Below are 25,720 nucleotides of genomic sequence, written 5' to 3'. Positions count from 1 at the left end.
CAACGACCGCCCGCGGAAAGCGAAGCCTTGCACGGAAATCAACTGCGGTGTCGCAAGCTGTTAAGCTCATGTATACTATTTGTTCGTCTTTAAATTGGATTCATTTCGTTATGTCTCAACCTCTTTTTATTGTTTTCATAAGGTTTAATATTCTGTGTTTTGGAGATAATGTGAAGCTAAGAAGGAGTGAAGGATGTGCTATGGCTTTTATGGATATTGCTAGCACTTTTAATTGTTATTGTACTTATTGTATGGACAAAAATCACGCTATTTGTAGAGCTTCATCATGTCCGAGATAACGATTATTACAGAGTGAGACTCAGGGCTTGGTTTGGTCTTATTCGCTATACATATGAAATTCCGGTAGTGAAAGTAAAAAAAGATTCTCCTCGTTTGCTTGTTGAAAAGAAGAAAGGAATAGGTGATCAAGGAAAAGAAGACGAGAATTCATGGAGTGATTATTCTGTAGAAGACGGGTTAAGCATGTTAGAAAATGCGAAGCAATTCCTTGAACAGGTAGTCGGTTTTCATAAAATTTTTCGTCGTTTCTTACAGAAAGTGACGGTAAGTGATATTAGATGGCACAGCCGTTTCGGCTTAGGTGATGCTGCGTTAACAGGCGTACTTACCGGGGCTGTATGGTCTGCAAAGGGGGGCATAGTTGGTATAATCAGCCGTTATATGAAATTAAAAGATATGCCTGTCATGAGCGTTACTCCTGTATTTCAACATCTTTGGTCAGAAACGGTATTTGAGTGCATAATTTCTTTTCGAGTTGGTCAAGCTATTCTAGTAGGTTTACGGACCTTGAGATACTGGCGGCATACGTCCAAAAAGCGTCGCAAAAGATGGAAGTCGTCAAATAAGAACAAGACACACTCTGTGAAAACATAAGGAGGTTATCTTAATGGCAGAACATCCAATTAAAAGTTTAATGTCGACAGCTATGGAAAATTTAAAGGAAATGATTGATGTTAATACAATCATTGGTGATCCTGTAGAAACACCTGATGGCAGTGTTATTTTAACTGTCTCAAAAGTAGGTTTTGGTTTTGCAGCGGGCGGAAGCGAGTTTGGAGTAGAAGGGCATGCACCATCTTCTCCAGGACAGCATCAGCAAGAATCAGGTCATCCGTTTGGCGGAGGTAGCGGTGGCGGTGTATCGATTACGCCAATCGCCTTTTTAATTGTGAGTGGAAGCGGAATTAAAATGCTTCACCTTAACGAAAGTACACATTTATATGAAAAGATTCTAGATACAGCACCTCAAGCAATTGAACGCGTGCAGCAAATGTTCAAGCGCAACAATCATCAGCAAGATCAGCACAATCAACAAAGTCAGCATCATGACAGTTCAAATGATTTTAATTTGTAGAAATAATATAAAGCTTTGCTTGCTTCTTCAAACGGTAAAAGAAGCAGGCAAAGTCTTTTTTTTTTGCGTTTATTTTTTAGGATACAGCTCCATGTTTTGTATGTCATTTAATTGCAATATAGAGACAGACAAGCTAATATGAACAGTGTACATACTTATTTAAAGGAGGAATTATTCGTGACTAAATTTAAAGGTAACGATGTAACATTGTTAGGAAATCAAGTAAAGGTTGGAGACAAGGCGCCAAACTTTACGGTTTTAGCAAATGATTTATCAGAAGTAACGCTTGATAGCACAAAGGGTTCTGTTCGCCTAATTAGTGTAGTTCCTTCTATTGATACTGGAGTTTGTGATGCGCAAACTCGTCGCTTCAACGAAGAAGCAGCTAAATTAGATAACGTAAAAGTATTAACAGTAAGCGTAGATTTACCGTTTGCTCAAAAGCGCTGGTGTGGTGCTAACGGCATTGATAATGTTCAAACTTTATCTGACCACCGCGACTTATCTTTCGGAGAAGCATATGGTGTAGCTATTCAAGAATTACGCTTATTAGCTCGTTCAATCTTTGTAGTAGACTCAAATGACAACGTAACGTATGTTGAGTACTTACCAGAAGTAACTGAGCATCCGAACTACGAAGCAGCAATCGAAGCAGCTAAAACAGCTAAGTAAGATTGTCAGTGGCGTTCGGCAGAAGGCGGAAAACAATGTTTTTCGCCTTCTTTGTGTTTTAAGAAGTTTTTATGATAAAATATGATGTTCCAAATAGGACGTTTACTCATTTATATAGATATTATTTCATTACACAGGAGGCAGAATATGAGTCAGTTAGCTAGTATGGAAAAGCTATTTGGTGTAATTGATCAAACAGCTATTATTTTAAGAAAAGAACTAAACTGCGTATATTTAGAAGCAGTAGCTGAAACGGGAGAAAATTTGTTTCAAGGAACTATTTTACAAGAAGAGCTAGATGAGGTAACTAAAAAACGTTTAAAAAAAGAATACGATTCAATCACGCTTGATCATTTTGAAAAAGAAACGATTCGAAAAGCGTATCAGCTGGCTATTTTAAAAGGCATGAAAGAAGCAGTTCAGCCTAACCATCAAATGACGCCTGATGCTGTAGGACTATTTGTCAGCTATCTAGTTGGAAAGTTCATGGCAGGAAAAGATAAATATACGCTTTTAGATCCCGCAGTAGGAGCAGGGAATTTATTAACAACCATTTTAAACACACATGCTGCGTCAATTGAACACGTATACGGTGTAGACGTGGATGATTTATTACTTCAATTAACATATGTAAATGCAAATTTACAGAAGCACGGCGTTCAATTATTCAATCAAGACAGCTTACAGCCGCTTTTTATTGATCCTGTGGATTTAGTTGTCTGTGACCTGCCGGTTGGTTATTATCCAAACGACGAAGGGGCAAAAGAGTATAAAGTAAGAGCTGAAGAAGGTCACACTTATGCTCATCACTTATTTATTGAACAAAGCTTGCGTCATGTAAAAGACGGAGGATACGTAGTGGCTCTTATTCCAAATAACTTGTTTGAATCTGAACAGTCTCATTTATTACAGCCGCTCTTAAAAGAGGAAGCAATCGTGCAAGGGATTATTCAGCTGCCACTTTCAATGTTTAAACAAGAGCAGGCTGCTAAAAGTATTATGATTCTTCAAAAGCAGGGAGAAGGAGTAACAGCACCTGAAAACGCGCTGCTTGTGAATTTGCCGAAGTTCAGCAATCGGGAAGCAATGAGTGATATTATGACTCAAATGGACCAATGGTTCCGAGTGAATAAAAAGTAAGTCTTTTTCGAAAATAATGAATATTTGTCGGTAGCGTTTTCATGATGTATAGCTCTTGAAATCTATTGTCGTGAATGATTAAATGAATAAGGATAGAAATCGTGTCGAAATGCATAGAATATTGTAGAGATTACACTTTTATGTTCTGTTCGTTATGTTTATGATGCACGTATAATAAAGAAGGAGCTGTTTTTTTATGTCAAAAATCATGGCAATCAACGCCGGCAGTTCTTCACTTAAGTTTCAATTATTTGAAATGCCAAGTGAGACGGTATTAACAAAAGGTTTAGTAGAACGAATTGGTTTAGATAACGCTGTTTTCACGATCTCGGTAAATGGTGAAAAACAAACGGATATTACAGAAATCCCTGACCATGCTGTTGCAGTTAAAATTTTAGTTGAAAAGTTACTTTCTCAAAACATCATTCAATCATACGATGAAATCACTGGTGTAGGTCACCGTGTAGTACACGGCGGAGAGAAATTTGCTGATTCTGTTTTAATCACAGATGAAACACTAGCGGAAATTGAAGCTTTATCTGATTTAGCACCGCTTCACAACCCAGCAAACATTGTGGGAATTAAAGCGTTCCAAGATATTCTTCCAAATGTTCCAGCTGTGGCAGTCTTCGATACAGCATTCCATCAAACAATGCCAGAAAAATCATTCTTGTACAGCTTACCGTACGAGTACTATGAAAAGTATGGCGTTCGTAAATACGGTTTCCACGGCACATCTCATAAATATGTTTCTGAGCGTGCAGCTGAGCTTCTTGGCCGTCCAATCGAACAATTACGCTTAATTTCTTGTCACTTAGGTAACGGTGCAAGTATCGCTGCAATTGAAGGCGGCAAGTCAATTGATACATCAATGGGCTTCACACCATTAGCTGGTGTAGCAATGGGAACTCGTTCAGGTAACATTGACCCTGCATTAATTCCATTTATTATGGAGAAAACAGGAAAAACTGCTGACGAAGTATTAAATGTATTAAATAAAGAAAGTGGTCTTTTAGGTGTATCTGGTATTTCTAGTGACCTACGCGATCTAATCAAAGCAAGCGCTGAAGGCAATGAACGCGCTGAAACAGCACTTGAAGTATTTGCTAGCCGTATCCATAAATATATCGGTTCTTATGCTGCTCGTATGTCTGGTGTAGATGCAATCATCTTCACAGCAGGTATTGGAGAAAACAGTGATGTTGTACGTGCTCGCGTTCTTCGCGGTTTAGAGTTCATGGGCGTTTATTGGGATCCAGCTTTAAATAGTGTACAAGGAGAAGAAGCATTTATTAGCTACCCTCATTCTCCAGTTAAAGTTATGGTTATTCCTACAGACGAAGAAGTTATGATTGCACGTGACGTTACTCGTTTAGCGAATATTTAAGTTCATAAAGTGCCTCTTCAATGCATGAATTCTCATAAATTGTCAGGCAAACTAACGAAAAGCTGATTTCCTTGTTAGGAAATCAGCTTTTTTATATAGCGCAAGTAGCTGACGATTGAAAGAAGGTTTACAACGTATAGAAGAAAGAAATAATATAGGAAGCAAAATGTAACGGATGCATTATTTGTTATAATAAAAATAAAACTACTCATTTCTTGAAAGGGTGACATGATGATACTAACGAATCGCGAAGAACAGCTTTTAGAAGAAATCTATAAATGGGAAGAGAGCTTACAGAGTGTAGAAGCAACTGAGATGGAGTTATTATACGAAGAGTGGTTAGAAAAAGGGCTTAACTTAATTCCAGCTTCTGTTCGTGAGACCTATTTACATAAAATTGATGAGGGACTCTTTCAGTTAACTGCATTAATTCAAGGTACGGAAATGCAAACTCAAGCGACAAAACGAATTATTGAAACCGCTCGTGTATTCAAAGAGGATATCACAGATCTGTCAGAAATGAATTCCCTTCAAGTAGATCAGCTTTCTTATATATGCGAACAGCAAATGGCCAAGCTTCGATTGTATGCGCTGAGTCAAGGAGCACTTTCAGGAACCGGACAATCGCTGCTAGTCGGTATTGATATACCTGCTGTTTTATGCATGAATATTCAAGCGGTGCAACAGGCAGCAATGAGCTACGGCTATCATATCCAGACTCCTTCAGAGCTGATGCTAACGCTAAAAGTTTTCCATGCAGCAACGTTACCTAGACACCTTCAGGCTGAGGGGTGGCATCAATTAAAGAGTGAGTTGAGCCAAGAATTTGACCCGTATTTTTATGAAGGTGTTGATCAAATTGTAGATAAAACGTGGCTGCAAAAAATCGTTGTGCAAATCGGGAAAACGCTAGCTATATTTGCTGCGAAGCGAAAAGTTTATAATCGTTTGCCAATTGTGAGTATGATGGTTGGCGGAGGGATGAATTATCGAATGGCCAAGCAAGTGACAGATTATGCAAAGCGCTTTTATCAATACCGCTATTTGTTAGATAAGAAAAACGAGTCTCATTAATTTTTCATGAGACTCGTTTTTTTGTCTATCCGTGAACTTTTCTTGATATTTCCTCATTTGTTCGATACCAAATCCACAAATCATTAATAATAGAAGCAAGTTCTCCTATCTCGCTATTTAATTCACAGGAGCGGATAAAATTAGTCTCATCTTCTAACGCCGCCTGTTTTTGATTAATACTCTTTTCTAAAGATTGAATTTTGTCTGGGATCTGCCCCCGAATGGATTCCCATGTTAGGAGAATATCCTGCTGAACTTTTTCAGAATAGAATGTCCATTCTCTTTCAAGAGCAGGAATTTTTATACCAAGTCTGTTGTCATAAGTAAAAAAGCGCTCCATTTTTTCACCTCTTCCCTTCCATTTTATACAATGACAAAAGCCAGAGCTACTGTAAGTGAAAAATAAATCATTTATACTTGATTTATGCATATAAATATACACAGTATGTAAGAAAAAAATATTCATCCATGTTTATTTTTACAGTATTTTAAGAGATTTCACCCTGTTAAATTAAAATAAATGTGAATTTATATACTTTTTTTTGAATAACTATTGAAAATAGATTAAAAAGTTGTTAAAGTAATAGTAGATTAAATGAATAAAAATTAAAACGGTTGTATTAATATATATATAATTTGTAGGAGGAATAGATAATGAGTAATCCAAAAGTTGTTTTAGCATATTCTGGAGGTTTAGATACATCAGTTGCAATTAAATGGTTACAGGAAAAAGGGTACGATGTGGTAGCTTGCTGTTTAGATGTAGGCGAAGGAAAAGATTTAAAGTTCGTTAAAGAAAAAGCCTTAACAGTTGGAGCGGTATCATCATATGTGATTGATGCAAAAGAAGAATATGCCAATACATTTGCGTTAGCAGCACTTCAAGCACACACATTATATGAAGGAAAATATCCATTGGTATCTGCACTATCTAGACCGCTAATCGCTAAAAAGCTTGTAGAAGTAGCAGAACAAGAAAATGCAGTAGCTGTCGCACATGGATGTACGGGAAAAGGAAATGACCAAGTGCGTTTCGAAGTATCAATTAAAGCATTAAATCCACACTTAGAAGTTTTAGCTCCTGTTCGTGACTGGAAATGGTCTCGTGAAGAAGAAATCGAGTATGCAAAAGAAAAGAATATTCCAATTCCAATTAACTTAGACAGCCCATTTTCAATTGACCAAAACTTATGGGGAAGAAGTAACGAGTGCGGCGTTCTTGAAGATCCTTGGGCAGCTCCACCTGAAGAAGCATATGACCTAACAGCTTCTCTTGAAAATACTCCGGACACAGCCGATGTAGTAGAAATTGAATTCGTTGAAGGTGTTCCAGTAGCATTAAATGGTCAATCTTATACGCTAGCTCAGTTAATTCTAGAATTGAATGAAATTGCAGGTAAGCACGGAGTCGGACGTATTGACCATGTAGAAAACCGTCTTGTGGGAATCAAATCACGTGAAGTATATGAGTGTCCAGCTGCTATGACATTAATCAAAGCACACAAAGAGCTTGAAGATTTAACATTAGTGAAAGAAGTAGCGCACTTCAAACCAGTGATTGAGAAAAAATTAACAGAAGTTATCTATGAAGGTTTATGGTTCTCTCCATTAACAAATTCCCTGCTTGCATTCTTAAAAGACACGCAGCAATATGTGAACGGAACAGTGAGAGTAAAACTATTTAAAGGGCATGCTATCGTAGAGGGACGTAAATCTCCTAATTCTTTATACAATGAAAAACTTGCAACATATACAAAAGAAGATGAATTTGATCACAATGCAGCAGTTGGTTTTATCTCATTATGGGGTCTTCCAACACAAGTGAGCAGCATGGTAAATCAAAAGAAGGTGACAACGGTATGACCAAACTTTGGGGAGGGCGTTTTACGAAACGCCCTGAACAATGGATTGACGAGTTCGGTGCGTCAATTTCATTTGATCAGCATCTTGTAGAAGAAGATATTGAAGGCAGTTTAGCACATGTAACAATGCTTGAGAAATGCAGTATTCTTTCTGGAGATGAAGCGTCACAAATTAAAAAAGGCCTTCAAACACTGCTTGAAAAAGCTAAGAAGAAAGAATTAACATTTTCTGCTCAATATGAAGATATTCATTTGAATTTAGAAAAGCTATTAATTGATGAAATTGGTCCGGTTGGAGGTAAGCTTCATACGGGTCGAAGCCGTAATGATCAAGTTGCTACAGATATGCACTTATATTTAAAAAAGCATGTTCAACAAATTGTAGGACTGATCGAAAATCTAGAAGATGTATTGCTTACAAAAGCAGATCAGCATGTCGAAACTATTTTTCCAGGCTACACACATTTACAGCGCGCGCAGCCGGTTTCTTTTGCTCATCATTTAATGGCTTATGTTTCAATGTTTAAGCGTGATGCTGAGCGTTATGCGGAATCACTAAAGCGTATTGATTTATCTCCTTTAGGAGCAGGAGCTTTAGCTGGTACGACATTTCCAATTGATCGTCATTACAGCGCGGAGCTTCTAGGCTTTAACGGGATTTATCAAAACAGTATGGATGCTGTCAGCGACCGTGACTTTATTTTAGAGTTTTTAAGCAACAGTTCTATTTTAATGATGCATTTATCTCGTTTTTGTGAAGAGTTAATTTTATGGTCTAGTCAAGAGTTTCAATTTATTGAAATGGATGATACGTACGCAACGGGCAGCAGTATTATGCCTCAAAAGAAAAATCCTGATATGGCGGAGTTAATTCGTGGTAAAACAGGACGAGTATATGGTCATTTATTTAGCTTATTGACTGTGTTAAAAGGCACGCCTTTAACATACAACAAAGACTTGCAAGAAGATAAAGAAGGCATGTTCGATACGGTTACAACGATTGAAGGATGTTTGACTATTTTTGCTGGCATGATCGAAACAATGACAGTAAAAACAAATGTTATGAAAAAAGCTACGAAACAAGATTTTTCAAATGCAACGGAGTTAGCTGACTATCTTGCTTCAAAAGGTATGCCGTTTCGTGAAGCACATGAAGTGGTTGGGAAACTGGTTCTCGTTTGTATTCAGAAAAATATCTACCTAATGGATTTGCCGCTTGAACAATATAAGGAAGCATCAGATTTATTCGAGGAAGACATCTATCATGTATTAAGTCCAAAAACAGCTGTTAATCGCCGCAATAGCGCAGGAGGAACAGGATTTGAACAAGTGAAAAAAGCAATTCAGCTAGCTAAAGATGAATTGCATGAAAAAACATCGATATAAAAAAGTTATCAAAACGTCCGCAGAAAAATCTGCGGGCGTTTTTTGATGTGAGATAAATGGTATAACTAGAGCATTTAAGAAGAAAATAGAAAAGATCATGTAAGGGATTATGAAGTAAAGTTTACATTCGTAAAGAAAATAAAGTGAAAAAGGAGAAGTGACGTATGAAAGACAAAAAACATCCGCAGCATGTATATGAATATGATTTCGAAGGAGAAAAAGAGACATCAAGACAGCTAATGGATTCTTATTCAAGCGGCGTCATTGGCGATGCTATGGCTTCTGTAGTGGAAAATCCAGAAGCACAGAGTGATAACGAACTATATGAATAACTAGATGCATATACTGTATATAGACTAAGAAAAGCAGGATTATGCTGAGCTCTATCGAAAGGTAACGTCATAGTAAATCCGGTTTTCTAAAGGATTTGGTGTGGCGTTCTTTTTTCAGTTAATCACTGATATAAGAAAAGAGGGATAAAGGTGAAAATTGGAGTGCCGAAAGAAGTAAAAAACAATGAAAATCGCGTGGCTATTACTCCAGCTGGTGTTACAGCTTTAGTTAACGGTGGGCATGATGTATATATTGAAACACAGGCGGGAGAAGGATCTGGATTCCATGATGAAGATTACACAAATGCAGGAGCTTCTATTGTAAATACTGCAAAAGAAGCATGGGATGCTGAAATGGTTATGAAAGTAAAAGAACCGATTTCAGAAGAATACGGATATTTTCGTGAAGGACTTATTTTGTTTACCTATTTACATTTGGCAGCTGAAGAAGCATTAACGAAAGCATTGATTGATAAAAAGGTGGTAGGCATCGCTTATGAAACTGTACAGCTTCCAAACAAAAGCTTGCCTCTGTTAACGCCGATGAGCGAAGTTGCAGGAAGAATGTCTTCTCAGATCGGAGCTCAATTTTTGGAGAAAACCAAAGGTGGCAAAGGGATTTTATTAAGTGGAGTTCCAGGCGTGCAAAGAGGAAAAGTAACAATTATTGGAGGAGGAGTAGCAGGAACCAACGCTGCTAAAATTGCGGTCGGATTAGGGGCTGATGTTACAATAATTGATTTAAACGCTGATCGCCTTCGCCAGCTTGATGATTTATTTGGTAAAGAAGTGACGACATTAATGTCAAATCACTACAATATCGCACAATCTGTAAAAGAGTCAGATTTAGTGATAGGAGCGGTTCTCATACCAGGAGCTAAAGCGCCAAAGCTTGTCACCGAGGAAATGGTTCAAACGATGTCAAAAGGGTCCGTTGTAGTTGATATTGCTATTGATCAAGGGGGAATTTTTGAAACAACTGATCGTATTACCACTCACGATAACCCGACTTATTCGAAGCATGAGGTCTTGCATTATGCTGTTGCTAATATGCCCGGAGCTGTTCCACGTACGTCGACCTTAGCGCTGACCAACGTAACGGTTCCTTATGCTCTGCAAATAGCAAATCAGGGATATAAAAAAGCGTGCTTAAAAAACCCTTCCCTTCTTCAAGGCATCAACACCCTAAATGGGTTTGTCACTTACGCGGCTGTGGCAGATGCACACGGTCTAACTTACGCTGATGCAACAACTTTATTAGAGCAAGCATAATAAGGCATGTTTTTGCGCAGTTTGTGATATGATAGCCGCGTATTCACTTGTTTTGTAACCAAAACAGACGGGTAGAATATAGAAAAGGTTAGTGTAAAAGGAGAGAATATATGTTGCACGTTTCTTATCATGGACATTCTGTTGTTAAAATTGAAACAAAAGGAAAAACAATTTTAATTGACCCGTTTATCACTGGAAATGAATTAACAGATTTAAATGCTGAAGATGTAAAAGCAGATGTGATTTTACTGACTCATGGCCATAATGATCATGTAGGCGACACGGTGGAAATTGCTAAGCGCAGCGGTGCACTTGTTGTGGCAGTAGCAGAATTAGCTACATATCTTAGCTGGCAAGGTTTAAACGTACATCCAATGAGCATAGGTGGAGCCTATACATTTGATTTTGGTACGGTGAAATTGACCCAAGCTTTCCACGGTTCAAGTTATACAGAAAATAATGAGAAAATTATTTATACAGGAATGCCAGCTGGTTTGCTTTTAACGATTGAAGGAAAGACAATTTATCATGCTGGAGATACGGCTTTATTTTCTGATTTAAAGTTAATTGGTCGCCATGAGCCTGACGTAGCATTTCTTCCAATTGGAGATAACTTTACAATGGGACCTGAAGATGCGGCTATCGCAGCGGAATGGGTGCAGGCAAAGCTTGTTGTGCCAATTCACTACAATACATTTCCTGTAATTAAGCAAGATCCTCATCAATTTGTTGAGTCTTTATCCGATATTGAAGGAAAAGTATTAAAAGTTGGAGAAGGATTGGAACTTTAATCATAAATAGAGGCTGGGACAAAACGATTTCAGTTAAAGTTAAAAAAGAACGAGTAATCGATAATATCGATCACTCGTTCTTTTTTTATTGTTATGGTGAACGTAGGTTTCGTATATGCAGCGGCTTCTAGCTGTTGATTAGAGGGCAAGACGAAGACTCCTGGGGGAAAAGCGGAATAGGTGAGACCCCACAGGAGTGCAAGCGACGAGGAGGCTCACCGACCGCCTGCGGAAAGCGAAGTCTTGCACGGAACTCAACTGCGGTGTCACAAGCGGTTCAGCTCATGTCTCACATTTGTTCGTCTTTAGATTGAATCGATGCAGTTATGTCTTAATCTCTTTTTATTTGCAAAGAAACGTTCTGCTTTTTTTACTTCCCTGCATACGATAGTAATAATAAGGAGGGAGAGCTATGGAAAAAAATCGAGTTATTTTATCGCTTTTACTATGCGGAGTGATGCTTTACTATGCAATGCCGCACTTAGTGTTAACAACTTCGAGTTCGCAAGGAATTTTTAGTATAAGCTGGCTTACCTTTGCTCTTTTTGTAGCTGGAGGCAATTTGTCATCACTGCTTTATGCACCGCGCCGCAAGAAGGCAGGTATTCAAAAAAATAGTGTGAGAAAGCCTTTGCGTCAAAGAGGTTAGATTGAATCCATTTCACTTCCCCCGTATAATAAAAGAAAAGACATATGAAACGTAAAAACGTTTTAGAAGGGTGAAGTACACGTGGCGACAAAACATGAGCAAATTTTACAGTATATCGATTCGCTTCCAATTGGTGAAAAAATTTCAGTGCGCCAAATTGCCAAAGAACTGAATGTCAGTGAAGGCACGGCGTACCGAGCAATAAAAGACGCAGAAAATAAAGGATATGTTTCAACGATTGAACGAGTTGGAACCATTCGAATTGAACGAAAGAAGAAAGAAAACATTGAAAAGCTCACGTTTGCTGAAGTAGTAAACATCGTGGATGGACAAGTGCTGGGCGGACGTGAAGGCTTGCATAAAACGTTAAATAAGTTTGTTATTGGAGCGATGAAGCTTGATGCTATGATGAGATATACCGAGGCCGGAAACCTTCTTATCGTTGGGAATCGAGTAAACGCTCATGAATTAGCTCTTGAAGCAGGAGCAGCCGTGTTAATTACGGGCGGCTTTGATACGGAAGAATGGGTTAAGAAGCTTGCGGATGATCTTAAGCTTCCTATTATTTCAACGAGCTATGATACGTTTACAGTGGCAACAATGATTAATCGTGCTATTTATGATCAGCTGATAAAAAAAGAAATTGTGCTTGTAGAGGATATTTTAACACCTATCTCTGAAGCGGTTAGCTTGCAGTTAACCGATACGATTGAAAAATGGCATGAATGTAATGATAAGACTCACCACAGCCGTTTTCCTGTAGTGGATCAGCATATGAAAGTTCACGGTATGGTCACCTCAAAAGATGTTATTGGATATGACCTTTCTACTTCAATTGAAAAAGTAATGACGAAAAATCCGATGACCGTTCACGGGAAAACATCGGTCGCTTCTTCTGCGCATATGATGGTATGGGAAGGGATTGAAGTGCTGCCTGTAGTGGATGATTACCACCGGCTAGAGGGCATTATCAGCCGTCAAGATGTTTTAAAGGCGCTGCAAATGATTCAGCGTCAACCGCAGGTAGGAGAAACCATTGACGACATTGTCACCAATCAATTTATGGATGTACAAGAGACAAAAGAAGCACCGGTGTATCGCTGTGAAGTAACGCCGCAAATGACGAATTATATGGGGACTATTTCATACGGGGTTTTCACTACTATTGTAACGGAAGCCGCCAATCGTGTTCTTCGCTTATATAAAAAAGGTGATTTGGTTATTGAAAACATCACCGTTTATTTTATTAAGCCAGTTCAAATTGAAAGCGTAATTGAAATTCGTCCTAAGCTATTAGAACTTGGTCGGAAGTTTGCTAAATTAGATGTAGAAGTCTACAATGCTGGGGTCGTAGTAGGGAAAGCGATGATGATGGCTCAGTTATTGGACAGAGTATAAAAAAGAAGCTGCTCTGCAGCTTCTTTTACATTTGATCAGCTTCTTTTATTGCATAAGGCTGATAGTACTTATAAGCTTTGATACCTGCTAATATGCTGCCTGAACCGAACAATACAAATAGTATGCCGATGATAAGCGAAAGGTTTGTTTCGTAAATAAACCATTGATTGACTCCAAAAAATAATACAAAAGAGCCAAGACAAATACTCGACTTAGCGGAAATCCACTTTCGTTCCATTGGGCGTTTCGAACGTACATATTTTACTTTTAAATACATGTAGAAAACAAAGGACACAACGATTAAAATCATAAAAAATGGCACAGACGCCCCTCCAGTCCGGTGTATTTCTATCCGTAATGTTCTAGATGCTAGTAATCAGTAGTGTTGAAAGTGTTTACAGTAGTATCTATTATTTTACAGGTCGATGACAGAAAATTCTACTATTGATTGATTCTTCTTTTAAAAAAGAGAAGAGATATGATTTAATAAATAATATGGATACAGCGCTGTGGAAATGTAAGTGCATGTGGTGCGTACATAAAACAAGAACAGTATTGACAGGAGAGAGAAAATGAAAGCACAAATATTAGAAGCTATTAAGCAGTTTGACACGATCATTATTCACCGGCACATTCGTCCAGATCCAGATGCATACGGATCTCAGTGCGGATTAGCGGAATTGTTAAAAACATCTTTTCCGGAGAAGAAGGTATACGTAACGGGAGAAGAAGCGGAGTCATTAAAATTTTTATACCGGATGGATGATATCGCTGATGAGACCTATGAGGATGCGCTTGTTATTGTTTGTGATACGGCTAATGAAGCACGAGTATCAGATCAGCGCTACGTAAATGGAAAAATGGTCATTAAAATTGATCACCATCCAAACCAAACTCCTTACGGTGATTTGCTTTGGGTTGAGACGTCTGCTTCTTCAACAAGCGAAATGATTTATGAATTTTACTTGGAAGGAAAAGAAAAGGGGTTATCTCTGAATGATGAAGGAGCAAAGCTGATCTTCAGCGGTATCGTCGGAGATACGGGTCGATTTTTATTTCCAAATACAAAGCCCAAAACGTTTTGCTATGCAAGTGAATTGATTCAATATGGTTTCAATTTTAAAGATGTATATGATCAGTTATACAAAACAAAAGAAAACGTCGCTCACTTACATGGATACGTGCTACAAAACTTTACGATGTCTCCATCAGGAGTTGCTCATATGAAAATTCCAAATGAAATTCTTCGCAAATATGATGTGACACCAGCTGATGCCTCTCAGCTAGTCGGTTCGTTAGGGCAAATTGATGGAGTAAAAACGTGGGTGTTTTTTGTGGAGGAAGAAAATCAAATTCGTGTTCGCCTGCGTTCAAAAGAGCTTGTCATTAATACAATTGCTAGAAAATACAACGGAGGAGGCCATCCTCTTGCGTCCGGAGCTTCCATTGATTCATGGGAAGAAGTAGAGCCTTTACTACATGATTTAGAAGAGCTCTGCAGTCAGGAGTAATTTGTAAAATAAGCCGTTGATTTTAAATCAGCGGCTTTTTACAGTACTTTTTCCATCTTTTTAATTCGAACTTCAATCGAAAGCGTTGTATAAAAATAAATTTGATGAACTTCAACTTCATAAATCGTTTTATCGAATTCGTATTTTTTATTTTCAATTGCTTTTTTTAAGATATCCCTGCTTCGATACGCACTTTCAATATCTTGGGCAATTAAGTGCTGTGCTTCTTCGTCGACGCTTTTTTGAATATTGTATTCAACCACAGAGTTTACTTTATAACGATGACCGTTTACTAATTTTACTTTCACATTCTGAATAATCAAATGCTGCTTCATTTCCTTGTTTAATGCTTTTACATCTTCTTGCCATGCGCTAATTTGCAAATTTGCTTTTTCTAGCTTATCATTAGCAATTCGAACTTCTTCTAGCTCTCTATCTCTTGAAACGCCGTAAATCGTTAAAAACACCCCCCAGCTAACAATTGCTCCAATGACTATACCGGCAAAAAAACGCTGCCAGTCGGAGCGCTTGAACATTCGCTCGCTGGGTACCCTCATACAAAATGCTCCTGAGTTAACCACTTGATGATAAGAGCCCCGGTCTGAGCTCCTCCCATAGCGGATAGAATTAAAAGGATTTGTTTGAATACATCTTTTGTGGCTCCTTCAAAGAGTCCGCGCTCAAAGCTATAAAACGTATCAAATGTTCCTCCAATTGCTCCGACAATTGCCCAGATTTTTAAACTATTGCTGAGGGTATGCATGACGTATAAAGGAGATTTTCCAATTAAAAACCCCGCAAATGCTCCAATTAATGAACCGCCTAAAATAATACCTAATGAAGTGAAGTAACTCCAAATGAAAAGAGACATAAAAGGCTCTTTTGTCATGACGTGTCCTCCTTTACTATTTTATCAATGAATCACGCTTCCTACATATATATGGACAAACGCTCAGAGTTATGTAATTTGTCTACGCCGGCAACAAAATTTATAATAAGAATAAAGAATTAAAGAAAGGTGGGAAGTCCTGTGCCTTTTGTTCACTTGCAGCTTCAAAGTTCTTATAGCTTACTAAGCAGTTCCGTTCGTATTCATGAACTTGTAGAAACAGCTAAGAAAATGAACTATGAAGCGATTGCTTTGACTGATGAAAACGTGATGTACGGAGTCATTCCTTTTTATAAAGCCTGCGTGAAAGCAGGAATCAAGCCAATTATTGGGCTCACATTATCAATCTTAGAACATGAAGAAAGCGAGCAAGCGTACCCTTTAGTTTTGTTAGCGGAAAATGATAAGGGATATGAAAATCTATTAAAACTAAGCAGTTTAGTTCAAACCAAGGAAAAACACGGTGTAAATAAAAAATGGCTCCATCATTACAACGGCGGGTTGATTGCTATTACACCCGGTGTAACTGGAGAAGTTGAAACCCTGCTAGCAGAAAAAAAACTTCAAGATGCTAAGCGAGTGCTTCAATTCTTTAAAAAAGTATATTCACAGTCTTTTTATATATCGATACAGCGCCACGGACAGGATGAAGCTTTTATAAATCAGCAGTTAACGGAACTTGCTGCTGAAGAAAATATCCCGCTTGTTGCGACGAATCAAGTGAAATATTTAAAAAAAGAAGATCGGGATGCGTATGAGTGTTTAGCAGCTATTCGAGACGGAGAGAAATTACATAGCGATGAAGAGGTAAAAAGTAAGAGCAGCGAGTACTATTTCAAATCACCTGATGAAATGGAAGATCTCTTTCATGACCAGCATTTTTTAATAGAAGAAAGTATAAAAATCGCAAGACGATGCGAGCTCGAAATTTCTCTAGGCGTAATGTCCATTCCAAAATATCCTGTTCCCCCGTCTGTTACATCATCAACTTATTTGCGCACTCTCTGCGAAAAAGGATTGCAAGAAAGAGTTCAAGTGGTCACGGAACAATATGAGGAACGCTTGGATTATGAGCTGAACATTATTGAAAATATGCGCTTTAGTGATTACTTTCTTATCGTATGGGATTTTATGAATTATGCTCATGAACACAGTATCCTAACGGGCCCAGGCCGTGGTTCAGCGGCAGGCTCACTGGTTTCATACGCCTTGGGAATTACAAATGTTGATCCAATTCAGCATCAGCTTTTATTTGAGCGCTTTTTAAACCCTGAACGTATTTCGATGCCTGATATTGATATTGATTTTCCTGATAACAAACGAGATCAAGTCATTCAGTATGTGGCTCAAAAATATGGAGCGCTGCACGTAGCTCAAATCATTACATTTGGAACATTAGCAGCTAAAGCAGCTGTACGTGATGTAGGGAGAGTGATGGGATATGATCAAGAGGCGCTCAACAAAATGTCCAAAGCGATTCCAACTAAACCAGGTACAACGTTAAAAAGCGCTCTTCGCGATTCAAGAGTTCTTCAAGACTATTTATCTGAAAATGAAGCCAGAAAACAATGGTACAACATTGCTATGAAGATAGAAGGACTGCCAAGGCATACTTCTACGCATGCAGCAGGCGTTGTGATTAGTGAGAAGCCTCTGACGCAATCTGTAGCCGTACAAGAAGGACATGATGATGTATATTTAACTCAATATCCAATGGAGGCTCTGCAAGACGTTGGACTTTTGAAAATGGACTTTTTAGGTTTGCGCAACTTAACCATTTTAGATCATATTTTAAAGAAAATTGAGCGGGACATGAATCGAAAGCTGTCACTGTCTCATATACCGTTTAACGATCAGAAAACTTTTGAACTGCTGAGTAAAGGGGATACGACGGGTATTTTTCAGCTAGAGTCAGATGGAATGAGAAGAGTACTTCAGCAATTAAAACCTACAGAGCTAGAAGATATTGTAGCAGTTAACGCGCTGTATAGACCTGGTCCGATGGAAAATATTCCAACCTATATTAAGCGCAAGCATGGAGTGGAGAAGGTAATATATGATCATCCTACGCTTAAAGACATTTTACAATCCACGCACGGAGTTATCGTATATCAAGAGCAAATTATGCAGATTGCTTCAAAAATGGCCGGTTTTTCTCTTGGAGAAGCAGATTTGTTGAGAAGAGCAGTTAGTAAAAAAGAACGGGCAGTGCTGGATCGTGAACGAGCTCATTTTATCCAAGGAAGCAAGAAGAAAGGATATGACCTATCCGTTGCTAATCGAGTGTATGACCTTATTGTGCGTTTTGCTGATTATGGCTTCAACCGAAGTCATGCCGTTGCTTACAGTATGGTAGCCTATCAGTTAGCTTATTTGAAAGCACATTACCCGCTACAGTTCTTTTCAGCTTTACTAACGAGCGTTATTGGAAATGAAGGGAAAATTGCTCAATATATTAATGAACTAAAAAGAAAAAAAATACAAGTTCTCCCACCTTCTATTAACAAGAGCATGTATTCGTTTAACGTAGAAGGTGAAAGTATAAGGTATAGCCTTGCAGCGATTAAACATATTGGTGCAGCAGCTATGCAGGAAATAACAGAAGAGCGAAAGAAAAAAAGATTTGAAGACTTATTTGATTTTTGTGCCCGTGTTTCACAAAAAGCCGTGAATAAAAAGGCGCTTGAAGCTTTGATTCTGTCTGGAGGCTTTGATGAGTTTGGAGAAAATCGAGCTACTTTATTAGCAACGATTGATGTAGCATTTGAACATGCAAGCTTGGTACTCCCAGATGATGACTTTGGATTTGGAGCTGAATTTTCGTTAAAGCCTAAATATATGGAAAAAGAGGAACTGAAAATAGAAGATCGGCTTCAGTATGAAAAAGATATGCTAGGTTTTTATTTATCAAGCCACCCTGCTTCTCAGTATGAAGCACTAAATTCCTTTTATTCTGTTGTTTCTCTTCACGATATGAAAGAATACGCTTCAGGAAAAGCGGTCTCTCTTTTAGTATTTGTGTTGGAAATTCGCGTCATTCGAACGAAAAAAGGAGAGCAAATGGCCTTTTTACGCATCACGGATGAAAGTGGAGAAGGAGAAGTTGTCGCGTTTCCCCGCGTATTCGAGCAGAATCGTCTGCTGTTTGAACAAGGTAAGGTTTTACTGATACAAGGAAAGATAGATGAAAGAAATGGGCAGCAGCAAATTGTTTGTCAACGTGCTGAAGCTGCTAGCGAGGCGGTTCAAAAACTACCGTCAGAAGAATTATACTTACGTATAGAAACAAAGCAAGGTACAGAAAAGCTGCTTCAAACTATTTACCAGCATTTTCAGTCTCATAGAGGGAAAATCCCCGTAAAAATTTATTATGAGGCAGAACGTCAATTGGTCAAGCTTCCCGTTCACTATTCTATTGAACGAAGCGATGAGTTAATAAAAACTTTAAAAGCAATGCTGGGAGAGAAGCACGTAGTGTTCAAGAAGATATAGTCTTTACAGATTTCATGTGATGTTATATGGTAAAATAGTTAAAAAAGTGGTCTGACCACCGTTTTTTATGAAATATACGAATTAGATGCGTTTTTCTTGAAATGAAATGCAATTGGATTTATAACATCATATGAGTAGTGTGGGAAAGAACATGGTTCAGGCGCAGTATTTGTTATCATTTTGTTTATTGGGAGTGAAATTCATTGTCTTTACGTGAAGAAGCATTGCATATGCACCGCATTAACAAAGGTAAACTAGAATCAAAGTCCAAAATTCCTGTTCGAAACGCAGAGGATTTAAGCCTTGCTTATTCCCCTGGTGTAGCAGAACCTTGCAAAGAAATATATGATGATGTAAACAATGTATATGAATATACAATGAAAGGAAATATGGTAGCTGTTGTATCTGATGGCACTGCCGTATTGGGCTTGGGCAATATAGGTCCTGAAGCTGCTCTGCCAGTAATGGAAGGGAAAGCTGTCCTTTTTAAAAGTTTTGCCGGCGTAGATGCATTCCCAATTTGTTTAAACACGACAGATGTGGACAAAATTATAGAAACTGTTAAATTGCTAGAACCTACTTTTGGAGGCGTTAATTTAGAAGATATTGCGGCTCCTAACTGTTTTGAAATTGAAGAGCGGTTGAAAAAGGAAACAAATATCCCGATTTTTCATGATGATCAGCATGGCACGGCTATTGTTACGGTAGCGGGTCTTCTTAATGCCCTGAAGCTGACAGGAAGAAAAATGTCACAAATCAAAGTGGTAGCGAATGGAGCAGGAGCTGCTGGCATTGCTATTATTAAATTATTATACAGCTATGGAGTGCGCGATATCATTATGTGTGATTCCAAAGGAACGATTTATGACAAGCGTCCTCACGGCATGAACCGTATAAAAGATGAAGTTGCAGCCTATACAAATCGAAGCAAAGTAGAAGGTACGTTAGCTGATGCGTTAGAAGAAGCTGACGTATTTATTGGAGTTTCGGTTGAAGGAGCACTCACGCCGGAGATGATTGGAAAGATGAATCCAGACCCAATCATTTTTGCAATGGCAAATCCGGTGCCTGAAATTATGCCAGAAGAAGCTAAAAAAGCTGGCGCGAAAGTAATCGGCACCGGACGTTCTGATTTTCCTAATCAAGTGAACAATGTCTTAGCGTTTCCGGGGATATTCCGAGGCGCACTAGATGTACGTGCTACTCATATTAATGAAAAAATGAAAATGGCTGCAGTTGAGGCCATTGCTAATTTAATTACGGAAGAGGACTTGAATACAGACTATGTGATTCCAGGTCCATTTGATGCACGAGTGGCTCCGGCAGTAGCCGCCGCTGTTGCAAAAGCAGCTATGGAAACAGGCGTTGCCCGAATAAAAGTAAAGCCAGAAGCCGTAGCTGAAAATACACGTCGCTTAGCGATTATTGAATAAGGTTACATCAACTGTTCTTTGACAGGCATGATGCTTCAAGCATGCCTGTTAAAGTAATGTAAAGTGAGTGGTAGTAAACTTGAAGAATGAACGTTCAAAAGTATATGTAGAAATTCTAAAACAAATTCGCCAGCTAATGGAAGACGATCGTTTAACTACGGGGGATAAAATCCCGTCAGAACGAGAGCTTTCTGAACGGTTAGGCGCAGGACGTTCTTCCGTTCGAGAAGCGCTCAGAGCGTTAGAGCTAATTGGATTGATTGAAACTAGAAGAGGTGAAGGTACGTTTATTAAAGAAGTAGGGGATCATCAATTTATTGATTTATTAGCTACTTTTTTAGTACAAGACGGTAAAACAAAATCAGATTTAATCCAGACGAGATATATTCTTGAAAAGAGCTGTTTGTATTTTGTTTTAGCGGAACAGGACGAAATCAATGTTTCGAAAGCAATTCAAAAGCAGAATGACGATTGTTTGAAGAACTTGTTTGACTATTTGTTTTCTTTGCAGCCTAATCGGCTATTACACCGAATCTGGCTAATTATTTGCCGTTTTTCTCAAACTTTTCAACAAAACTCAGCGCCAAGCGACACTCTGATAAGTGAATTAGTAGAGGCGTTAGCTAAAAAAGATGAAGCAGCTGTATTAAATCTTCACCATCAGTGCTACAAACAAGTGTGAAAGAAGGAATTTGTCGAAAGAGACATGCCATCTTTCTACACAAAATCAAGCAGTCATCTAGTAAAGTAAATAGCAACTAATAAAGTGAAGCGAACAATTCGTCCAATTTTTGTCTATCCGTCGCTTGTTTTATATTTAAGGCGGGTTTTCACAACTTGTAAATAGTAGAAGAAGAGGAAGAATAAAGGTTCTTATGGTAAAGAAAAGAACCAAAAGGAGGTTACACCTTGTTACGAGATTTATTTACAAAAAACACAAAAACTCCAAAAAAACGAAAATATGCTACGATTCCTTCTGAGCATATGAGACAAGATGTACCTGAAGGGATTATGACCAAGTGTAAAAAGTGTAAAAAAATAATGTATACGAAAGAGTTAAATAAAAACTTAAAAGTATGCTTAAACTGTGGATATCATCATCAAATGACAGCACCAGAGCGTATCGAAAGCTTAATCGACAGCGGAACGTTTGTTGAATACGACAAAGATATGACGTCAGAAAATCCTCTTGGGTTCCCTGATTATCTTGAAAAGCTCGAAAAAGATCGTGAGAAAACTAATTTGAGTGAAGCGATTGTTACGGGTGAAGGGGATATTGAAGGCATTAAAGTAGTAGTTGCTGTTATGGATTCACATTTCCGTATGGGAAGCATGGGCTCTGTAGTCGGCGAGAAAATTACTCGCGCCATTGAAAAAGCGAAGGAAATGCATGTTCCATTCCTTATTTTCACAGCTTCAGGCGGTGCACGTATGCAAGAAGGTGTTCTGAGCTTGATGCAAATGGCTAAAACTAGCGCAGCTCTTAAAATGTTCAGTGATGAAGGCGGCTTAATCATTTCGATTATGACACATCCTACCACAGGAGGCGTGTCAGCAAGCTTTGCTTCGTTAGGTGATTATAATTTAGCCGAGCCGGGCGCGTTAATTGGCTTTGCTGGAAGACGTATTATTGAACAAACAATTAGAGAAGAGCTTCCAGAAGATTTTCAGACGTCAGAATTTCTGTTGAAGCATGGTCAGCTAGACGGAGTTATTGACCGTCATGATTTAAAAGAAACGTTAACAACTATTTTAGATATACACGTAGCAGGAGGTGACATCGAGTGGTAAGCGAATTAGAATTTGAACGTCCAATTGTTGAGTTGCGAAACAAGATTGCAGAGCTTAAAGAGTTTGCTAAAAATACAGAAGTGGATTTATCTAGCGAAATTGATAAGTTAGAAAATCGCTTAGAAAAAGTAGAAAACGATATTTACAATCATCTAAGCCCATGGAACCGTGTTCAAATTGCTCGCCATCCTGAGCGTCCTACAACACTCGATTATATTTCTCGCTTGTTTACAAACTTTTTAGAGTGTCATGGAGATCGCTTTTATGGAGATGATGAAGCAATCGTAGGAGGAATTGCCAAGTTTAATGGCGTGCCTGTTACCGTGATTGGACATCAGAGAGGTAAAGATACGAAAGAAAATATTCGCCGTAATTTTGGTATGCCTCATCCTGAAGGCTACCGTAAAGCACTGCGTCTAATGAAGCAAGCGGAGAAATTTAACCGCCCAATTATTTGCTTTATTGATACAAAAGGAGCTTATCCAGGAAAAGCGGCAGAAGAGCGCGGACAAAGCGAAGCTATTGCGAAAAACCTTTTCGAAATGGCTGGCTTAACTGTACCTGTTATTTGCATTGTAATTGGAGAAGGAGGAAGCGGGGGAGCCTTGGCATTAGGGTTAGGAAATCACCTTCATATGCTTGAGAACTCGACGTATTCAGTTATTTCTCCAGAAGGAGCGGCAGCCATTCTTTGGAAAGATTCTTCTCTTGCGAAAAAAGCTGCTGAAACGATGAAGATTACAGCACCAGATTTGAAAGAACTGGGTATTGTAGATGAAATGGTTTCAGAGGTAAAAGGCGGAGCTCACCGAGATATCGATGCACAAGCTGGATACATGGAGGGCATTATTAAGAAATCATTAAAAGAGCTGATGAATTTATCAAAAGAAGAGCTAGTGGAAGAGCGTTATTTAAAATACAAAAAAATCGGACAATTTGCAGCTGAAAACGATGCCATTACTATAAAATAAAGAAACGTGCACTCTTGAAAAATAAGGGTGCGCGTTTTTGTGCGGTTTGTATAGCCCTTCTCTATTGTGTTTACAAGTTCTTCGTGGTATTTTATAGACAGCAAAAACCTTTAAGTAAAAGTACAAAAAGAGTATTTTTTAAAAATTTCCTATGGTTATTAGCAGCTGTGCGAGCGTTTGTCTTTTCTCCAAAACGCGAGATACATAAGACAAATCAGGCAGTAAGTATTGCTGTATGAATTGCAGGGAATAGTAAAACAAGAAGCAAACGATGAAGAAATTCATCGTTAAAGTGCTGTGTATTTGTTTGCTATTTGATTCAGCGCTACGTAGGTATTTTATAAGTTACACGTAAAGCAAGGTGAACAAGTCAGGGCAACAAACTATTTGTTCATAGCCTGCTAGTACAAGGTTAGTAAAAGAAATAGCTATTTGCCCTACCTAAAGAGTAAATAGTAAATATATAGGAGGAAATTTGAATGCGTAAAACTAAAATTGTATGTACTATTGGACCAGCGAGTGAAAGTGTAGAAAAATTAGTTGAACTAATTAACTCAGGCTTAAACGTTTGTCGTCTAAACTTCTCTCACGGTGACTTTGAAGAGCACGGTGCACGTATTGTTAACATTCGTGAAGCTGCGAAACAAACAGGTAAAACAGTAGGTATCTTACTTGATACAAAAGGACCTGAAATTCGTACAAACACAATGGAAAATGGTGCAATTGAGTTAGAAGAAGGCTCTGAAATCATTGTTTCTATGACAGAAGTAGTGGGAACAACTGAAAAATTCTCAATTACATATCCAGGTCTAATCGATGACGTACACGTAGGATCAAAAATCCTTTTAGATGACGGTTTAATCGGTCTTGAAGTACTAGACATCAATAAAACTGATGGTGAAATCAAAACAAAAGTACTTAACCCTGGTACATTAAAAAATAAAAAAGGTGTAAACGTGCCAAACGTAAGTGTGAACCTTCCTGGTATCACTGAAAAAGATGCAAGCGATATTGTATTCGGTATCGAACAAGGCATTGATTTTATCGCTGCTTCTTTTGTGCGTCGCGCATCTGATGTATTAGAAATTCGTGAACTACTAGAAAAACACAATGCAGCTCACATTCAAATCATCTCAAAAATCGAAAACCAAGAAGGCGTAGATAACATCAAGGAAATTCTTGAAGTTTCAGACGGTTTAATGGTTGCTCGTGGTGACTTAGGAGTAGAAATTCCTGCTGAAGAAGTACCATTAGTACAAAAAGATCTAATTAAACAATGTAATGCGCTTGGCAAACCAGTTATTACAGCTACACAAATGCTTGATTCAATGCAACGCAACCCGCGCCCGACTCGTGCGGAAGCAAGTGACGTTGCCAATGCTATCTTTGATGGTACAGATGCAATTATGTTATCTGGTGAAACAGCTGCAGGTTCTTACCCAGTTGAAGCTGTACAAACAATGCATTCAATCGCTTCTCGTGCTGAGCAAGCTCTAAACTACTCTGAGATTTTACAACAGCGCAGCAAGCAAGTTGGCCCATCTATTACAGATGCAATTGGACAATCTGTTGTACACACAGCGCTTAACTTAAACGCTAGTGCAATCGTAGCGCCAACAGAAAGTGGTTATACAGCGAAAATCGTTTCTAAATATCGTCCGCAATCTCCAATCGTAGCTGTTGCAGCAAACGATTCTGTTGCACGTCGTCTGTCTCTAGTATGGGGTGTTACACCAGTTGTTGGTGAGCGCGTAAATACAATTGACGATATGTTAGATCACGCTGTAAATGACGCAGTAAAAACAGGCGTTGTAGCACACGGCGACTTAGTGGTTATTACAGCTGGTGTTCCAGTTGGAGAATCAGGTGCAACGAACTTAATGAAAGTTCAAGTTGTAGGTGACGTTCTTGCTAAAGGCCAAGGAATTGGTCGTAAAGCAGCAGTTGGTAAAGTAGTTATTGCTAAAACTGCTGAAGAAGCAAATGCAAAAATGATTGAAGGTGCTATCCTTGTTACAAACAGCACAGATCGCGATATGATCAGTGCAATTGAAAAAGCAGGAGCTCTTATTACAGAAGAAGGCGGTCTAACAAGCCATGCAGCTGTAGTAGGGTTAAACTTAAGCATTCCTGTCATTGTAGGCGTAGAAAACGCAACAAGCGTATTCTCAGAAGATCAAGATATTACAGTTGATGCTTCACGTGGTGTTGTATACAACGGACACGCAAGCGTACTGTAAGAACACGTAGATGATAGAAAAAAGAGAAGGGGAATCCTTCTCTTTTTGTTTAGGC

Annotated in this window: 25 protein-coding genes; 21 read left to right on the top strand and 4 right to left on the bottom strand. The window is 38.5% G+C overall.

Features of this window, described 5'->3' with window-relative positions:
- The first annotated feature begins 195 nt into the window (after positions 1 to 195).
- The 6 genes from MMB68_RS05265 (at position 196) to MMB68_RS05240 (ending at position 5,648) form a co-directional block, all read left to right on the top strand.
- Positions 196 to 894, top strand: a complete 699-nt coding sequence (locus MMB68_RS05265) for a DUF2953 domain-containing protein (RefSeq protein WP_221784683.1) — start codon at positions 196 to 198, stop codon at positions 892 to 894.
- A gap of 13 nt (positions 895 to 907) precedes the next feature.
- Positions 908 to 1,375, top strand: a complete 468-nt coding sequence (gene ytfJ / locus MMB68_RS05260; RefSeq protein ID WP_057244975.1) for a GerW family sporulation protein — start codon at positions 908 to 910, stop codon at positions 1,373 to 1,375.
- A 177-nt stretch (positions 1,376 to 1,552) separates the two neighbouring features.
- Positions 1,553 to 2,047, top strand: coding sequence for a thiol peroxidase (gene tpx, locus MMB68_RS05255; protein WP_013059470.1), 495 nt, complete (start codon positions 1,553 to 1,555; stop codon positions 2,045 to 2,047).
- A gap of 147 nt (positions 2,048 to 2,194) precedes the next feature.
- Positions 2,195 to 3,187: a class I SAM-dependent methyltransferase gene (locus MMB68_RS05250; protein ID WP_221784682.1), complete on the top strand. Its 993-nt coding sequence runs from the start codon at positions 2,195 to 2,197 to the stop codon at positions 3,185 to 3,187.
- 196 nt (positions 3,188 to 3,383) lie between these two features.
- Positions 3,384 to 4,574: an acetate kinase gene (locus MMB68_RS05245; RefSeq protein WP_013059468.1), complete on the top strand. Its 1,191-nt coding sequence runs from the start codon at positions 3,384 to 3,386 to the stop codon at positions 4,572 to 4,574.
- A gap of 228 nt (positions 4,575 to 4,802) precedes the next feature.
- A complete protein-coding gene (locus MMB68_RS05240; protein ID WP_223260323.1) occupies positions 4,803 to 5,648 on the top strand; it encodes an EcsC family protein in 846 nt (281 codons plus the stop codon).
- A 25-nt stretch (positions 5,649 to 5,673) separates the two neighbouring features.
- On the opposite strand, the gene MMB68_RS05235 is transcribed toward MMB68_RS05240, so the two are convergent.
- Complete coding sequence (locus MMB68_RS05235) at positions 5,674 to 5,988, bottom strand: hypothetical protein (protein WP_221784681.1); 315 nt, start codon at positions 5,986 to 5,988, stop codon at positions 5,674 to 5,676.
- Between the two features lie 314 nt (positions 5,989 to 6,302).
- Between MMB68_RS05235 and MMB68_RS05230 the strand changes: the two genes are divergently transcribed.
- The 8 genes from MMB68_RS05230 (at position 6,303) to MMB68_RS05195 (ending at position 13,338) form a co-directional block, all read left to right on the top strand.
- On the top strand, positions 6,303 to 7,511 hold the full coding sequence (locus tag MMB68_RS05230; RefSeq protein ID WP_033579611.1) for an argininosuccinate synthase: 1,209 nt from the start codon (positions 6,303 to 6,305) through the stop codon (positions 7,509 to 7,511).
- Positions 7,508 to 8,896, top strand: a complete 1,389-nt coding sequence (gene argH / locus MMB68_RS05225; protein WP_221784680.1) for an argininosuccinate lyase — start codon at positions 7,508 to 7,510, stop codon at positions 8,894 to 8,896. Before MMB68_RS05230 ends, argH begins: the two co-directional genes overlap by 4 nt.
- Before the next feature lie 164 nt (positions 8,897 to 9,060).
- The gene (locus tag MMB68_RS05220; RefSeq protein ID WP_013059463.1) at positions 9,061 to 9,228 is read left to right on the top strand and encodes a hypothetical protein; all 168 of its coding nucleotides are present in this window, start codon (positions 9,061 to 9,063) and stop codon (positions 9,226 to 9,228) included.
- Between the two features lie 150 nt (positions 9,229 to 9,378).
- Positions 9,379 to 10,500, top strand: a complete 1,122-nt coding sequence (gene ald, locus MMB68_RS05215) for an alanine dehydrogenase (RefSeq protein WP_014458028.1) — start codon at positions 9,379 to 9,381, stop codon at positions 10,498 to 10,500.
- 113 nt (positions 10,501 to 10,613) lie between these two features.
- On the top strand, positions 10,614 to 11,291 hold the full coding sequence (locus MMB68_RS05210) for a metal-dependent hydrolase (RefSeq protein ID WP_221784751.1): 678 nt from the start codon (positions 10,614 to 10,616) through the stop codon (positions 11,289 to 11,291).
- Positions 11,292 to 11,425: 134 nt separating this feature from the next.
- A complete protein-coding gene (locus MMB68_RS05205; protein ID WP_221784679.1) occupies positions 11,426 to 11,605 on the top strand; it encodes a hypothetical protein in 180 nt (59 codons plus the stop codon).
- Positions 11,606 to 11,703: 98 nt separating this feature from the next.
- Positions 11,704 to 11,940 carry a hypothetical protein gene (locus tag MMB68_RS05200; protein ID WP_221784678.1) on the top strand — a complete coding sequence of 79 codons (237 nt, stop codon included), beginning with the start codon at positions 11,704 to 11,706 and terminating at the stop codon, positions 11,938 to 11,940.
- Between the two features lie 81 nt (positions 11,941 to 12,021).
- On the top strand, positions 12,022 to 13,338 hold the full coding sequence (locus MMB68_RS05195) for a CBS domain-containing protein (protein ID WP_221784677.1): 1,317 nt from the start codon (positions 12,022 to 12,024) through the stop codon (positions 13,336 to 13,338).
- A 25-nt stretch (positions 13,339 to 13,363) separates the two neighbouring features.
- Here the strand turns inward: MMB68_RS05195 and MMB68_RS05190 are convergent, their stop codons facing one another.
- Positions 13,364 to 13,660 carry a YtpI family protein gene (locus MMB68_RS05190; RefSeq protein WP_221784676.1) on the bottom strand — a complete coding sequence of 99 codons (297 nt, stop codon included), beginning with the start codon at positions 13,658 to 13,660 and terminating at the stop codon, positions 13,364 to 13,366.
- A gap of 250 nt (positions 13,661 to 13,910) precedes the next feature.
- Here MMB68_RS05190 and MMB68_RS05185 point away from each other — a divergent pair, with 250 nt between their 5' ends.
- On the top strand, positions 13,911 to 14,849 hold the full coding sequence (locus MMB68_RS05185; protein ID WP_221784675.1) for a DHH family phosphoesterase: 939 nt from the start codon (positions 13,911 to 13,913) through the stop codon (positions 14,847 to 14,849).
- A 38-nt stretch (positions 14,850 to 14,887) separates the two neighbouring features.
- Here MMB68_RS05185 and ytrI read toward each other — a convergent pair whose 3' ends face one another.
- Positions 14,888 to 15,406, bottom strand: a complete 519-nt coding sequence (gene ytrI, locus MMB68_RS05180; protein WP_221784674.1) for a sporulation membrane protein YtrI — start codon at positions 15,404 to 15,406, stop codon at positions 14,888 to 14,890.
- Positions 15,403 to 15,738, bottom strand: a complete 336-nt coding sequence (gene ytrH / locus MMB68_RS05175; protein WP_013059455.1) for a sporulation membrane protein YtrH — start codon at positions 15,736 to 15,738, stop codon at positions 15,403 to 15,405. The genes ytrI and ytrH overlap by 4 nt, the downstream gene beginning before the upstream one ends.
- A 141-nt stretch (positions 15,739 to 15,879) precedes the next feature.
- On the opposite strand from ytrH, the gene dnaE reads away from it, so the two are divergent.
- The 6 genes from dnaE (at position 15,880) to pyk (ending at position 25,665) form a co-directional block, all read left to right on the top strand.
- The gene (gene dnaE / locus MMB68_RS05170) at positions 15,880 to 19,230 is read left to right on the top strand and encodes a DNA polymerase III subunit alpha (RefSeq protein WP_221784673.1); all 3,351 of its coding nucleotides are present in this window, start codon (positions 15,880 to 15,882) and stop codon (positions 19,228 to 19,230) included.
- A gap of 203 nt (positions 19,231 to 19,433) precedes the next feature.
- Positions 19,434 to 20,663 carry an NADP-dependent malic enzyme gene (ystJ, locus tag MMB68_RS05165; RefSeq protein ID WP_221784672.1) on the top strand — a complete coding sequence of 410 codons (1,230 nt, stop codon included), beginning with the start codon at positions 19,434 to 19,436 and terminating at the stop codon, positions 20,661 to 20,663.
- 79 nt (positions 20,664 to 20,742) lie between these two features.
- Positions 20,743 to 21,345, top strand: a complete 603-nt coding sequence (locus MMB68_RS05160; RefSeq protein WP_029320009.1) for a FadR/GntR family transcriptional regulator — start codon at positions 20,743 to 20,745, stop codon at positions 21,343 to 21,345.
- 227 nt (positions 21,346 to 21,572) lie between these two features.
- Positions 21,573 to 22,454 (top strand): acetyl-CoA carboxylase, carboxyltransferase subunit beta, encoded by an 882-nt coding sequence (gene accD / locus MMB68_RS05155; RefSeq protein WP_013059451.1) that lies wholly within the window; start codon positions 21,573 to 21,575, stop codon positions 22,452 to 22,454.
- Positions 22,448 to 23,425, top strand: a complete 978-nt coding sequence (gene accA, locus MMB68_RS05150) for an acetyl-CoA carboxylase carboxyl transferase subunit alpha (RefSeq protein WP_013059450.1) — start codon at positions 22,448 to 22,450, stop codon at positions 23,423 to 23,425. The genes accD and accA overlap by 7 nt, the downstream gene beginning before the upstream one ends.
- Before the next feature lie 479 nt (positions 23,426 to 23,904).
- Positions 23,905 to 25,665, top strand: coding sequence for a pyruvate kinase (pyk, locus tag MMB68_RS05145; protein WP_221784671.1), 1,761 nt, complete (start codon positions 23,905 to 23,907; stop codon positions 25,663 to 25,665).
- Positions 25,666 to 25,720: the final 55 nt, after the last annotated feature.

This window comes from Priestia sp. Y58 (assembly GCF_029522095.1).
In the GTDB taxonomy this organism is placed as follows: domain Bacteria; phylum Bacillota; class Bacilli; order Bacillales; family Bacillaceae_H; genus Priestia; species Priestia megaterium_E.
Note: the sequence above shows the minus strand (reverse complement) of the source record. Positions and strands in the feature narration are given on the sequence as shown.